The following is a 13,713-nucleotide window of genomic DNA, read 5'->3' as shown; positions in this document are numbered from 1 at the left end:
TGGCGGTGACGGACCGAAACCGGAGCCACGCCGACTGCACCGCGGCCGGGCGTCGCAACCGCTCGAACCGCGTGAGATCGATGGAAGCAGACGGCACTGACAACGCCCTCGCCGACGAGCGCCAGGCCGAAGTTATCCACAGGCCGCGAGAGAAATCCCACGGCTGGCTCACGATCGGCTACCGTCACATCAGTCGTCACAGACAGTGACCAAAAGCCGCGAAGTGAGGAGCAACCATGCACACCAACCCGACAGCGCACACGCCCCCTCCGGCAGTCGACGCGAACCGCCCGACGCCCGGCATGGAACGTCCGACAGCCGAGCAGACCGCCGCCGCGGACGCCTTCCGCTCGGGCGACCATCTGGTGATCCAGGCCGGAGCGGGCACGGGCAAGACCACGACGCTCGCGATGCTCGCCCACTGCCCGCCCCCGCGCGGGCGCCCGCCGTGCGGACAAGGCCGCTACATCGCTTTCAACAAGGCGATCGCGCGGGACGCCTCCCGACGCTTCCCCGGCCACGTCACGTGCAACACCGCACACGCGCTCGCGTATGCATCCGTCGGCAAACACCACCAGGCCCGGCTGAACGCCCCTCGGCAGGCGGGCTGGCGCATCGGCGCCGCCCTGGGCATCGACACCGGTATGAACGTACGCATCGGTGCCCGCCGGATCGGCAACAAGGCACTGTCGTACTCCGCCTTACGCACCGTGACCCGCTTCTGCCAGTCCGCCGACCCGGAACTCACGGATGCGCATGTGCCACGGCTGCGCGGAGCCGAGGCGGATGTCCTGCACGAGCAACTGGCGGAGATCGTCCTGCCTTTCGCCCGCAAGGCCTGGGCGGATCTGCAGCACCCCGACCAGGGCACCGTGCGCTTCGAGCACGATCACTACCTGAAGATGTGGGCACTGGGCGAGCCGAAGATCCCGGCGGACTTCCTCCTCCTGGACGAGGCCCAGGACACCAACCCCGTGGTCGAGAAGGTCTTCATCTCCCAGCGCGGGCATGCCCAGCTGGTCATGGTCGGGGACTCGGCCCAAGCCATCTACGGATGGCGCGGAGCCCGCGATGTGATGAGCGACTTCGACGGCAGACAGCTGGCCCTCTCCCGTTCGTTCCGCTTCGGCCCTGCGCTGGCCGCGGAGGCCAACCGCTGGCTGGCCATTGTCGGCGCCCCGATCCGGCTCGACGGCGCACCGTGGCTGGCCACGGAACTGGCCAAGGTCCCGAGACCGGACGCGGTTCTGTGCCGGACCAATGTCGGAGCGATGGTGGAGGTGATACGGCAGCTCGAACAGGGCCGTCGGGTGGCGCTGGCGGGCGGCGGCGGGACGCTGGCCACGCTGGCACAGTCCGCGCACGACCTCAGATCGGGCCGCCGCCCGTCCCACCCCGAGCTGATGCTCTTCGAGTCCTGGGAGGAGCTGCGGGAGTACGCGGAGTACGACCCGTCCGGGCGGGATCTTCTCCCCCTGGTCGAACTCGTCGACGAGCACGGCACGGAGGCCCTGCTGCAAGCGCTGGACCGCCTCTCGGAGGAGGAAGCAGCCGAGGTCACGGTCTCGACGGCGCACCGGGCCAAGGGACGGGAGTGGCCGGCGGTCCGCATCGCGGACGACTTCTCCGCCCCCGATGACCTCGACGAACGGGACACGGACGGCGAGCCGGTCCCCGGGCCCGTCGACCTCGCGGAAGCACGCTTGGCCTATGTGGCGGTCACGCGGGCCCGGTCCCGGCTCGACATCGGCGGCCTGTCCTGGATCAACAGCCACCCGGCCGGCGACCCTCGCCCGGGCCTGCCGCGGGGCTCGCCGTGAGCACGGCAGCGACGGTCACAGACCACATGACGGGGGCCACGGATCGGGAGGACCCTTAAAAGAGAGCCACGACTGGAAGGGACACAACGCAGGGACGTGCGAGCAGCCCGCAGGGAGTGACGCGTGGTGAATGTGATGAGTGTGGTGAGTGGTGATGCGTACCGGTAATGAGCCCCTTCAGGCGCGCAGTCCACTGAGGATGCGCCGAGGACTGGCGTTGTGGGGGCTGCTCTGGGCCGCGGCAGGCACGGTGGCCTTCGTGCTGGCCGGCAGACCGGGGTGGGCGGCAGCGTGCGCCGTGGTGGCGGCACTCGCCGCGACGGATCTGGCGATGGTGATACGGCACATCCACCAGGGCCCGCACTACCAGCCGGGAAAGGACGTGCCACCGTACGAACCCGTCCACGGAACAGACACTCGAAGACCAAGCGGCGACGGCGCGGGCAGCCGGAGCCGAGACCGGCCGGGTTACGGCGGAGCCGAGGACGACGTCGGGAAAGGGGGTGACCGCGGGCAGAGTGACAGCGGTGGGGAAAGGACGGACCGCGGGCGGAGCGACGACGGGTGGGACGGGGGTGACGGCGGGCGGAGAGACGACGGCCGTTAGGGGACGGGCATTGCGGCCCCGGACGGGAGGAGCGATCCGAGCGAGCGGACGGGCTATGTCTCTTCGGGGCCCGTTGAGGGTTCGAAGCGGGCGGCTTCGATGAAGTCGGGACGGGGGTCGAGGGCAGCGGCGAGACGGAAGTGACGCAGGGCTTCGTCCGAACGGTTGGCGCGCTGCAGGGTGCGGGCCAGGGCGAAGTGGGCGAAGGCGTTGTCCGGTTCGCGTTCCAGGACGATCTGGAATTCCAGTTCGGCGGGACGGAGTTGCGCGGCGAGGAAGAAGGCACGGGCGCGCAGCAGGCGGGCCGCGGTGTTCTCCGGGTGGGCGGCGATGACCGGGTCCAGGAGTTGCACGGCGCCGCGCGGATCGCGGGCCGCCAGCAATTGCTCGGCGGCCCGGAAGTTGATGACGTTCGTCTCGGGGCTGCGTTCGGCCACCGCCGTCTCCTCTCCCGTAGTACGGGCCATCAGTCGCACCGGCTCGCCGCCTCGGTATGGGGCAAGCTCATGCGTCACCCGCTCCGCGGGCGTTACGTGCGGCTCAACAAGCGCGTTGTCCGTCGCATTCCCCGCCTGGGCCGGTCCGCAACCCTGGCGTCACGTGTTCGCCCGGTGCCTTCGATCGCCGGGTGGGCCCTGTTCGGGGCGTGCGCGAGTGGAACGGGACCCGGTCGGAGTCCGCTCACGGACAGCGTTCACAAGGTGATGTGGTAGGCCTTGCGCAGTGTCTCGTGCACGGTCCAGCGCGTACGGTCGCCCTCGCGCAGGATGCAGGCATCGCCCGGGCCCACTTCAAGGACCTGCCCGTTCTCGACCTCGATCGTTGCCCGGCCGCTGACGACCACGAACAGTTCGTTCGCCTCGGTGTCCGTGACCACGCCCGGGGTGATCTGCCAGATTCCCCGTATCTGCTTGCCGTCCGGTGCCTCCCACAGCACCTTGCCGGTCACCACCGGCGCACCGGAGACGATCTGTGCGGGGTCCAGCGGCTCGGGTTCCAGTTCCGCGTCGGGAACGCCGGGAACGTTGACGGCGAAAGACCCGCCGGACGCCCCGAAGGTTGAGCCGACGGCCGGGCTGGCGGCTGAGCCGGTGATCGGGCTCGCAGTTGGACTGGCGGTTGAGCTTGAGCCGGTGCAGGCGCAGGTGCAGGTGCCGGCAGCAGAACCGTTCAGGGCGGAGGAGGGGGCGGGGGCGGGGGAAGAGGCCCGGTCAAGATCAGGTTGAGTCATGGCGGCGAGAATAGCCGGGACGTCAATGCCTGCCCCGCGTCCGTACGAGGCGTTCTCCTGGCGCATGAGATCGCTTCGCACACACCCGACCATGGCCCACGCGCTCCGGTTCGGGTTCGGGGACTCCGGGCCCGGTCCCCAACTCCCGCCCCGGCACCTGCCCAGTCCTTGTGAGCCACGGCGCAGGAGGTAAGGACAGGGTCAGTTCGGTTGTCCGCGCAAACGTTGCCATACCTTGCGTACCTGGGGCTCCAGCGCCTCCAGCGGGCCGTCGTTGTCGATGACGAGGTCGGCGATCGCGAGGCGCATTTCGCGCGCGGCCTGGGCCTCCATGCGGGCTTTCGCCTCGTTCTCGGCCATGCCCCGCAGTCGTACCAGCCGGTCGAGCTGGGTGTGGGGCGTGGCGTCGACCACGACGACCAGGTCGTACAGGGGCGCGAGGCCGTTTTCGGTGAGGAGCGGTACGTCGTGTACGACCACCGCGTCCGGGCCGGCCGACGCTTCCAGTTCGGCCGATCGCGCGCCCACCAGCGGGTGCACGATCGCATTCAACGCCTGGAGTCTTTCCGGGTCGCTGAAGACGATCGCGCCCAGTTTGGGCCGGTCGAGGGTACCGTCGGCGGACAGTACGTCGTCGCCGAACTCCTCGGTCACGGCGGCGAGTCCGGGCGTGCCCGGCTCGACGACCTCGCGTGCGATCTTGTCGGCGTCCACGATCACCGCGCCGTACGACGCGAGCAGCCGCGACACCTCGCTCTTGCCTGCGCCGATACCGCCCGTAAGCCCCACCTTCACCATGGGGCCCACGCTATACGGCCCGGTCCGCCCCGGCCATGGCCGCCCGGCGGCGGGCGGGTCTCAGGCTCCGCCGCCCTCGCCTTCGCGCTCCGCCAGGAAGCGTTCCAGTTCCCGGCCGATCTCGTCGGCGGACGGCAGTTCCATCGGTTCGGCGACCAGGTTGCCCCGGCTCTCCGCGCCGGCCACGGCGTCGTACTGGTGCTCAAGGCCGCTCACCAGCGCGACCAGTTCTTCGTCGCCCTCGGAGATCTGCCGCTCGATCTCCTCCTGGGTGCGCAGCGCCTCCGTACGGAGCGAGTGCGCCGCGGTCGGCAGCACCAGCCCGGTGGCGGCCGTCACCGCTTCCAGCGCCGTCAGGGCCGCGTCCGGGTACGGGGACCGGGCCACGTAGTGCGGTACGTGGGCGGCCACGCCCAGTACGTCGTGTCCGGCCTCCGCGAGCCGGAACTCGATCAGCGACTCGGCGCTGCCCGGTACCTGCGCCTCGTCGAAGAAGCTGCTGTGGCCCGGCATGAGGTCGGTGCGGTTGCCGTGCGGTGTGATGCCCACGGGGCGGGTGTGGGGGACGCCCATCGGGATGCCGTGGAAGTTCACGGCCAGCCGGACGCCGAGCCGCTCCACCATCTGCCGTACCGCGGCGGCGAAGCGCTCCCATTCCACGTCCGGCTCCGGGCCGGACAGCAGCAGGAACGGCGCGCCGGTGGCATCCTCGACGAGCCGCAGTTCGATGCTCGGGGTCTCGTACGCGGTCCAGCGGTGGCGCTCGAAGGTGAGCAGCGGCCTGCGGGCGCGGTAGTCGACGAGCCGGTCGTGGTCGAAACGGGCGACGACCCGGTGGGTGAGGCCGCCCAGCAGCCGTTCCACGATCTGGTCGCCGGTCTCACCGGCGTCGATGTAGCCGTCGAAGTGGTACAGCAGCACCAACCCCGCGGAGTCCCGTGCGGTGATCGCCTCTACCGCCGCGAGCCCGCTCGGCTCCCATTCGTACAAACCCTGGGGATCCAACACAGTGTCCGCTCCTCCTCGATGTCCGTCCCCCAGAACGTCGTACCTGGCCGCGGCATTCCCGCCACCCAAGATCACCGGTTTCCGGGAGCACGATCCATCCATCGAGGGGGGCGACGAGGCGGCGGGCAATGAGGCGGTGGGTGGTGTAGCGGTAGGCATACGCGACCGTGGCGTCGGCCGGCATCGGCATCGGTTCGCGTGGGAGGAGCACGAACACACCCTGCGTTCATGTTAGTGAACATCGACCAGGCAACCAGGCACCACCGCCGAGCTTCATCCGTCGCCATCGAGAGATCGCGTTGGTTCTATGCGGTGTCCGTGCCATGTCCGCGCCCGTGTCCACACGGAGTCCGCGCGGGATCCGCGCCGCATTCCCAACCCCTCACCCCTCCCCCACAGTTGACCGCACCTCGATAGGTGCTAGCTTCACCACCGTTCCCTGTTCATGTCGACGTCCCTCGTTCACATACAGGAAGGCATGTTGATGCGTACGCGTTCTCTTCTGCCGCTTTCCGCCGCCGCGCTTTTGGGGGCCGGCGTTCTGCTTCCGGCCTCCGCGACGGCGCACGGGAGCACCTCGGGCGCCCGGGGCCCGGCTCCAGCCGTCGCCCGCAGCATCGACGTCTCCACCGCCGCTCAGCTCAAGAGCGCGCTGGCGGCGGCCAGGCCCGGCGACACCATCCGGCTCGCGGACGGCACGTACAAGGGCAATTTCAAGGCCACCAGCGCGGCCGGCGCCTCCGCGCGGATCACGCTCACCGGCTCGGCCAAGGCGGTCCTGCGTGCGAGCGGTGGCTACGGGCTCCACCTGAACGGCGCCTCGTACTGGACGGTCCGGGGCGTCACCGTCACCGGCGGCCAGAAGGGCATCGTGGCGGACGCGGCGGACGGCGTGGTGCTCGATTCCGTCACCGTGCACGGCCTGGACATGGAGGGGGTGCACTTCCGCAAGTCCAGCAAGGACGGCGTGATCAAGGATTCGCGGATCCACGACACCGGGCGGGACGGCAGCGGCATGGGCGAGGGGGTGTACGTGGGGAGTGCGGGCGGCATCGGGGACAAGAGCGACAACGTACAGATCCTGCACAACACCATCGGGCCCGGTGTCGGCGGCGAGAACATCGACATCAAGGAGGGCACCACCGGCGCGAAGATCATCGGCAACACGTTCGACGGCAGCGGGCTGACCGGTGCCCATTTCGACGACTCGTGGGCCGATATCAAGGGCAACAGGGTTCTGGTGGAGAACAACACCGGCAAGCACACCCGTGACAACGGTTACGAGACACACAGCCAGCAGCCGGGCTGGGGCTGCGGCACGGTGTTCCGCAACAACCGGTCCGATCTGGGCGGAGCGACGGGCTCGCATCGCTACGGCTTCCACATCACCAACTTCGACGCGGCCAAGTGCCCGGTGACGATCTCCGGCGACAACAAGGTCATCGGCGGGCGCGGCATCGCCACCCCGGGCGTCCCGGTCGGATAGCGCCCCCGGCTCCCGCCCCCAGCCGCAGCTCCACCGGCCCCGCCAGCCCTGGCACCCCCGGCCCCGACCCCCATCCCTCGGACGAACACGACGAAGGCCCGCCCCCACAAGGGGAGCGGGCCTTCCTTGTCCTGCCGTCGGCGCCTATCGGCTACCGGCTACCGGCTGAGACGCGTTCAGCTCTGGCCGCCGGCCAGCTTCTCGCGCAGCGCGGCCAGGGCCTCGTCCGACGCCAGGGCGCCGGAGTTGTCGCTCGACTCGGAGGAGTACGAGCCCCCCGAGACGTTGCCGCCGCCGGCGTTGCCCGAGCCGGCCGCGGCCGGAGCCGCCGCGCCCTCGGCCGCAGCCTGCTCGTCGGCCTCGCGGGACTTGATGACCTGGGCCTGGTGCTGCTCGAAGCGCTGCTGCGCCTCGGCGTACTGGGTCTCCCAGGCCTCGCGCTGGGTCTCGTAGCCCTCGAGCCAGTCGTTGGTCTCCGGGTCGAAGCCCTCGGGGTAGATGTAGTTGCCCTGGTCGTCGTAGGACGCGGCCATGCCGTACAGGGTCGGGTCGAACTCGACGGCCGTCGGGTCGGCGCCGAAGGACTCGTTGGCCTGCTTCAGCGACAGCGAGATCCGGCGACGCTCCAGGTCGATGTCGATGACCTTGACGAAGATCTCGTCGTTGACCTGGACGACCTGCTCCGGGATCTCCACGTGGCGCTCGGCCAGCTCGGAGATGTGGACCAGGCCCTCGATCCCCTCGTCGACGCGCACGAACGCACCGAACGGAACGAGCTTGGTGACCTTACCCGGGACGACCTGACCGATCTGGTGGGTCCGGGCGAACTGCTGCCACGGGTCTTCCTGGGTCGCCTTGAGCGACAGGGACACGCGCTCGCGGTCCATGTCGACGTCCAGGACCTCGACCGTGACCTCCTGGCCGACCTCGACAACCTCGGACGGGTGGTCGATGTGCTTCCAGGACAGCTCGGAGACGTGCACCAGGCCGTCCACGCCACCCAGGTCCACGAAGGCACCGAAGTTGACGATGGAGGAGACGACGCCGGAGCGCACCTGACCCTTCTGGAGGGTGGTGAGGAAGGTCTGGCGGACCTCGCTCTGGGTCTGCTCCAGCCAGGCACGGCGGGACAGGACCACGTTGTTGCGGTTCTTGTCCAGCTCGATGATCTTGGCTTCGAGCTCCTTGCCCACGTAGGGCTGCAGGTCGCGCACGCGGCGCATCTCGACCAGGGAGGCCGGCAGGAAGCCACGGAGGCCGATGTCGAGGATGAGACCACCCTTGACGACCTCGATGACGGTACCGGTGACGATCCCGTCCTCTTCCTTGATCTTCTCGATGGTGCCCCAGGCACGCTCGTACTGGGCGCGCTTCTTCGAGAGGATCAGGCGGCCTTCCTTGTCCTCCTTCTGGAGAACAAGGGCTTCGATCTCGTCACCGACGGCGACGACCTCGTTGGGGTCGACGTCGTGCTTGATCGAGAGCTCGCGGCTCGGGATAACGCCTTCGGTCTTGTAACCGATGTCGAGCAGGACCTCGTCCCGGTCGACCTTCACGATGACGCCGTCGACGATGTCGCCGTCGTTGAAGTACTTGATCGTCTCGTCGATCGCGGCGAGGAAGGCTTCCTCGTTACCGATGTCGTTGACCGCAACCTGCGGGGTGGTGGCGGTGGTCTCGGTGCTGCTCGTCATGTGGGAAAGGGCTCCGGTACGGACATTGAAGTCGTAGGTACTGCTACGCCGGGAGCCTGTATCGCTTCTGCATAAGACCGGACAGCGTCAGGGACGACTGGCACGGAACTCCGAAAAACCAACCGAAGCACCGGCAGCGTCCCGAAAACCGAGGGGACATACATACAGATGCGAGCGCGACCTGCTCCGTCTGAGGTGCGCAGGCCCGCAGCGCAACTTGTAGCATACGGGGGCAGCCGGACACGGTCAATGCGCGAAGGCGCACACCCGGGGCGGAACGCCCCATAACCGGCACACGCCATGTTCCGCGAGGCCAACAGGGCCTCTCGGGCCACCGGCGGCCACAAGCTCAGCGAAGAGTACGACGACGGGCGCGATGATCCAAGAGTACGAGCCGGAGGCGACACGACGTGCCGCCTCGGACACGGAGAGCAGCCGGGCCAGCCGTGGCTGGTGGGACCGGAACGCGGACGAGTACCAGAACGACCACGGAGCGTTCCTGGGGGACGATCGTTTCGTCTGGGGACCCGAGGGGCTGGACGAGGCGGAAGCCGGACTTCTGGGGCCCGCGGCCGAGCTGAAGGGGCGGCGGGTCCTGGAGATCGGCGCCGGCGCGGCCCAGTGTTCGCGCTGGCTGGCGGCGCAGGGCGCGCACCCGGTGGCGCTCGACCTCTCGCACCGGCAACTCCAGCACGCCCTGCGGATCGGTACGGGGGCGGAGCCCGCCGGCCCGGGCCCGGGCGTGTCGGCGCAGCTCGACCTGGTGGAGGCGGACGCCGGGGCGCTGCCCTTCCGCGACGCCTCCTTCGACCTCGCCTGCTCCGCGTACGGGGCGATCCCCTTCGTCGCCGACCCGGTGCGCGTGATGCGGGAGGTATGGCGGGTGCTGCGTCCGGGCGGACGCTGGGTGTTCTCGGTGACGCACCCCATTCGCTGGGCCTTCCCCGACGAGCCGGGCCCGGAGGGCCTGAGCGTCGGCGCGTCCTACTTCGACCGCACGCCGTACGTCGAGCAGGACGAGACGGGCCGCGCGGAGTACGTGGAGCACCACCGCACACTGGGCGACCGGGTGCGGGACGTGGCCGCCGCGGGCTTCCGGCTGGTGGATCTGGTCGAGCCGGAGTGGCCGGAATGGAACACCCAGGAGTGGGGCGGCTGGTCGCCGCTGCGCGGGAACCTCATCCCCGGTACGGCGATCTTCGTCTGCGTCGCGGACTGAGGGCGCCGCCCTGGGGGGACGGCTGAGCGGGCCGATCGAGGAAGCCGGCTGAGCGAACCGGCCCAGGGATCGGCCTGGGCAACCAGGGATCCGGCCCGGGCAACCGGCTGAGAGCCCCCGTACAGCCCCGCTTGACTCCGTACAGCCCCGCCCCCAGCCCCTCCCGGCCCCCGGCCCCATACGGAGTGGCCCGGGAGACTTCCGGGAGACTGATGGCGTGATCCGCCACGACGCCCTCGCCCAGCTGCCCGTACGGACCGCCCTGCCCGCGCTGGAGGACGCGCTGGACCGGCACGGCGCGACGGTGCTGTGCGCGCCCCCGGGCACCGGCAAGACGACCATGGTTCCGCTGGCGCTGGCTGGTCTGATCGGGTCGGAGAAGCCCGTGGGTGGCCGCCCCCGCCGGGTGATCGTCGCCGAGCCGCGCCGGATCGCGGCCCGGGCGGCCGCCCGGCGGATGGCCTGGCTGCTGGGTGAGCAGGTGGGCGACCGGGTGGGTTTCACGGTGCGGGGCGAGCGCCGGGCCGGGCCTCGTACGGTCGTCGAGGTCGTGACCACCGGTGTGCTGTTGCAACGGTTGCAGCGGGACCCTGAGCTGTCGGGTGTCGGCACCGTGATGCTCGACGAGTGCCACGAGCGGCATCTGGACGCCGACACCGCCGCCGCCTTCCTTCTCGACGTACGGGCGACGCTCCGCCCGGAACTGCGGCTGATCGCGGCCTCGGCGACGACGGACGCGGCGGGCTGGGCCCGGCTGCTGGGCGGTGGCGACGACACCGCGAGCAGCGGGGACGGCGCGGCCCCGGTGGTGGAGGCCGCGGGCGTGTCCCATCCCGTGGAGGTCGTCTGGGCGCCGCCGGAGCGGCCGGTGCGGCCCGCGCACGGCATGCGGGTCGATCCGGCGCTGCTCGGGCACGTCGCGGCGACGGTGCGGCGCGCGTTGCGCGAGCGGCCGGGGGACGTGCTCTGCTTCCTGCCCGGCGTCGGGGAGATCGCGCGGGTGGCGGGCCAGTTGGGTGATCTTGCCGCCGGCGGTACCGAGGTGTTGCAGGTGCACGGACGGGCGCCGGCCGCCGTCCAGGACGCGGTGCTGGCCGGGGGTACGGGCCGGCGCCGGGTGGTGCTGGCGACCTCGGTGGCCGAGTCGAGCCTGACGGTTCCGGGCGTACGGGTGGTGGTGGACTGCGGGCTGGCGCGGGAACCCCGTACCGATCATGCACGCGGGCTGAGTGCGCTGACGACCGTACGGGCCTCCCAGGCGTCGGCGCGGCAGCGCGCGGGGCGGGCCGGCCGTGAGGCGCCGGGAGCGGTCTACCGCTGCTGGTCCGAGGGCGAGGACGTGCGGCTGCCGCGCTTCCCGGCGCCGGAGATCAAGGTCGCGGACCTCACCGCGTTCGCTCTGCAGACCGCCTGCTGGGGCGACCCCGATGCGACCGGCCTGGCCCTGCTGGACGCACCGCCCGCCGGGGCGCTGGCCGCGGCGCGCGAGGTGCTGACGGCGATCGGCGCGGTGGGTGCGGACGGCCGGGTCACGGATCGCGGCGTACGGATGTCCCGGCTCGGTCTGCACCCGCGCCTGGCGCGCGCTCTGCTGGATGGCGCGCGGCAGGTCGGTGAGCGCCGTGCCGCCGAGGTGGTCGCGCTGCTTAGCGAGGAACCGCCGCGGGAGTACGGGGACGACCTGGCTGCCGCGTGGCGTACGGCGCGGCGGGGGCAGGACGCGTACGGCGCCCGCTGGCGCCAGGAGGCCCGCCGCCTCGCCTCGGCGGTGACGGGCTCGCGGGGGGCTAAGGAACCGGGAACCGCCGCCCCGGCCCCTTCCACCGACCGCACCGACGGCGACTCGCCCCCCGGCCGTGCCGGTGCCGACGCGGCTACCGGCGACGACGCGGCCGCCGGCCTGGTGGCCGCCCTGGCGTTCCCCGAGCGGGTGGCGCGGGCCCGTGGTGCGGGTGCGTTCCTGATGGCGTCCGGGACGGGCGCCGAGCTGGGGGACGGTTCGCGGCTGCGCAGCGCGCCGTGGCTGGCGGTGGCGGTGGCGGACCGGCCCGTGGCGGCGGCGTCCGCACGGGTGCGGCTGGCGGCCGTGATCGACGAGGGCACCGCGCGCGCGGCGGCCGGGGCGCTGTACTCGGCGGGTGAGGAGGTCCGCTGGGCCGACGGCGACGTAGTGGCCCGTTCCGTCGAACGGCTCGGCGCCGTCGAACTGGTGGCCCGCCCGCTGCGCTCCCCCGATGCCGCCCTCGTACGGGAGGCTCTGGCGGACGGACTGCGCGGGGACGGCCTCGGTCTGCTGCGGTGGTCCGACGGCGCGCGGTCGCTGCGGCAGCGGCTGGCCTTCCTGCACCGGGTGGTGGGCGACGACTGGCCCGACGTCTCGGACGAGGCACTCCTGACGCGGCTCGACACATGGCTGGGTGTGGAGCTGAGCCGGGCGCGGCGGCGTGCCGATCTGGAGCGGATCGACGCGGGCCAGGCGCTGGCCCGGCTGCTGCCGTGGGCGAGCGGCGCGGCGGTCCGGTTCGACGAGCTGGCGCCGGAGCGCATCGAGGTACCGAGCGGGTCGCGGGTCCGGGTGGACTACGGCGGTGAGCAGCCTGTGCTGGCCGTCAAGCTCCAGGAGCTGTTCGGCTGGCAGGAGTCTCCCCGGGTGGCGGGCGGCCGCGTACCCGTACTCGTACATCTGTTGTCCCCCGCCGGGCGGCCGGCTGCCGTCACGGCCGATCTGGCGTCCTTCTGGAAGGACGGTTACCGGTCCGTACGGGCGGAGTTGCGCGGCCGGTATCCGAAGCATCCGTGGCCCGAGGACCCGTCCGGCGCCCAGCCGACCCGGCACACGGCAGCGCGTCTCAAACGGAACTGACGGGCTCGGTGCGGTCCGGCTCCGGGCGCCCCCGGTCCGGGCGGCGGCTGCGGGCCTCCAGGACGAGGCTCAGGGTGAGGAGCGCGGCGCCGAGGCCGAGGAAGCCCCAGGGCAGGTGGCTGGTGAGGAGCAGGATGAGGCGGCGCTGGGAGGTCACGAGGTCGACCGTGGCGGCCACGTAGTCCGGCCGCATCTTGACGTGTCCGGAGAAGGCGGTGACCTTGCCACCGCCGGGGACGAGGCTGCCGCCGCGCAGTTCCTCGCGGTGGATCTCCTCCCCGTTGACGGGCGCGCCGGTGACCGGATCCACCCAGAACATCCGTTTGGTGCTGTACCAGCGGCTGGTACCGGCCTTCTCGACGGCCCGCGGGGTGATGCCCTGGACCGGCATCTTCTTCGGGAGCGGGACCTTGGTCCAGGGGATGGTCTGCTCGAAATAGAAGACGTCCAGGCCGCGGAAGGTGCGGGTGCCCTTGTAGTGGATGGGTGCGGAGGTGCGGGTCTGCGCGTCGAAGTAGTCGTAGTCGCGCGGTTCCGTGAGGAAGGGCCACTTGTACTCGATGCCAGTGCGCCGTACGGGGTCGCCGTCGACCGATTCGCCGGTGGCGTGCACGGGTTCCTGGGTGTGGGCGTCGAAGATGTAGCGCTCGGGGATCCGGGAGACCATCTTGCCGTCGGGCCCCGCGACGTAGGAGAGCGCGTCCCAGACCACGACGTCGCGGCCGGCGGTCCGTTCGATGCGTTCGGACTCCTCGACGTTGCCCTTGAGCGTCTGCACGATGGAGACCTTGGGGACCTGGCGGGCCTTCATCGTGCCGTAGTCGAGGAGGGTGGCGGGCTTCGCCTCCAGCACCATGTCCTGGTACTGGTTCGGCGGGATCTTGGCGAGCCGCGGGAAGGCGTACCAGCGCAGCAGCGGGGACAGCGCGGCGAAGAAGACGGCGAAGGCGAGCAGGACCAGGCTGGTTTTGCGTCGCATGGCGGCGG

General features: G+C 71.0%; 10 protein-coding genes and 1 pseudogene. 5 read left to right on the top strand and 6 right to left on the bottom strand.

Annotated features, from left to right (window positions below; translation table 11 throughout):
- The first annotated feature begins 302 nt into the window (after window positions 1-302).
- Both ACZ53K_RS03170 and ACZ53K_RS03165 read left to right on the top strand, forming a co-directional pair.
- On the top strand, window positions 303-1,820 hold the full coding sequence (locus tag ACZ53K_RS03170; RefSeq protein WP_468831901.1) for a UvrD-helicase domain-containing protein: 1,518 nt from the start codon (window positions 303-305) through the stop codon (window positions 1,818-1,820).
- Between the two features lie 154 nt (window positions 1,821-1,974).
- Window positions 1,975-2,229 (top strand): annotated as a pseudogene (locus ACZ53K_RS03165) (DUF6343 family protein); the annotation flags it as partial.
- A 251-nt stretch (window positions 2,230-2,480) separates the two neighbouring features.
- Here the strand turns inward: ACZ53K_RS03165 and ACZ53K_RS03160 are convergent.
- The 4 genes from ACZ53K_RS03160 to ACZ53K_RS03145 form a co-directional block, all read right to left on the bottom strand.
- Window positions 2,481-2,864: a tetratricopeptide repeat protein gene (locus ACZ53K_RS03160; protein ID WP_468831385.1), complete on the bottom strand. Its 384-nt coding sequence runs from the start codon at window positions 2,862-2,864 to the stop codon at window positions 2,481-2,483.
- A gap of 257 nt (window positions 2,865-3,121) precedes the next feature.
- Window positions 3,122-3,523 carry a cupin domain-containing protein gene (locus tag ACZ53K_RS03155; RefSeq protein WP_468831899.1) on the bottom strand — a complete coding sequence of 134 codons (402 nt, stop codon included), beginning with the start codon at window positions 3,521-3,523 and terminating at the stop codon, window positions 3,122-3,124.
- A gap of 336 nt (window positions 3,524-3,859) precedes the next feature.
- Window positions 3,860-4,456: a dephospho-CoA kinase gene (gene coaE, locus ACZ53K_RS03150; protein WP_468831382.1), complete on the bottom strand. Its 597-nt coding sequence runs from the start codon at window positions 4,454-4,456 to the stop codon at window positions 3,860-3,862.
- Window positions 4,457-4,516: 60 nt separating this feature from the next.
- A complete protein-coding gene (locus tag ACZ53K_RS03145) occupies window positions 4,517-5,464 on the bottom strand; it encodes a proteasome assembly chaperone family protein (RefSeq protein ID WP_468831379.1) in 948 nt (315 codons plus the stop codon).
- A gap of 484 nt (window positions 5,465-5,948) precedes the next feature.
- Here ACZ53K_RS03145 and ACZ53K_RS03140 point away from each other — a divergent pair, with 484 nt between their 5' ends.
- Complete coding sequence (locus tag ACZ53K_RS03140) at window positions 5,949-6,950, top strand: right-handed parallel beta-helix repeat-containing protein (protein WP_468831376.1); 1,002 nt, start codon at window positions 5,949-5,951, stop codon at window positions 6,948-6,950.
- Window positions 6,951-7,126: 176 nt separating this feature from the next.
- Here ACZ53K_RS03140 and rpsA read toward each other — a convergent pair whose 3' ends face one another.
- On the bottom strand, window positions 7,127-8,644 hold the full coding sequence (gene rpsA / locus ACZ53K_RS03135) for a 30S ribosomal protein S1 (RefSeq protein ID WP_468831373.1): 1,518 nt from the start codon (window positions 8,642-8,644) through the stop codon (window positions 7,127-7,129).
- A 376-nt stretch (window positions 8,645-9,020) separates the two neighbouring features.
- Here rpsA and ACZ53K_RS03130 point away from each other — a divergent pair, with 376 nt between their 5' ends.
- Together ACZ53K_RS03130 and hrpB are read left to right on the top strand one after the other, a co-directional pair.
- Window positions 9,021-9,863, top strand: coding sequence for a class I SAM-dependent methyltransferase (locus ACZ53K_RS03130; protein ID WP_468831370.1), 843 nt, complete (start codon window positions 9,021-9,023; stop codon window positions 9,861-9,863).
- Between the two features lie 217 nt (window positions 9,864-10,080).
- Window positions 10,081-12,726 (top strand): ATP-dependent helicase HrpB, encoded by a 2,646-nt coding sequence (hrpB, locus tag ACZ53K_RS03125; protein WP_468831367.1) that lies wholly within the window; start codon window positions 10,081-10,083, stop codon window positions 12,724-12,726.
- Here hrpB and pgfA read toward each other — a convergent pair.
- A complete protein-coding gene (gene pgfA, locus ACZ53K_RS03120) occupies window positions 12,713-13,705 on the bottom strand; it encodes a cell envelope lipid trafficking protein PgfA (RefSeq protein ID WP_468831364.1) in 993 nt (330 codons plus the stop codon). The genes hrpB and pgfA overlap by 14 nt on opposite strands.
- Between the last annotated feature and the right edge of the window lie 8 nt (window positions 13,706-13,713).

The sequence above is a fragment of the Streptomyces sp. NPDC033221 genome, from assembly GCF_055577005.1.
This window is presented reverse-complemented; position numbering and strand designations above follow the sequence as displayed.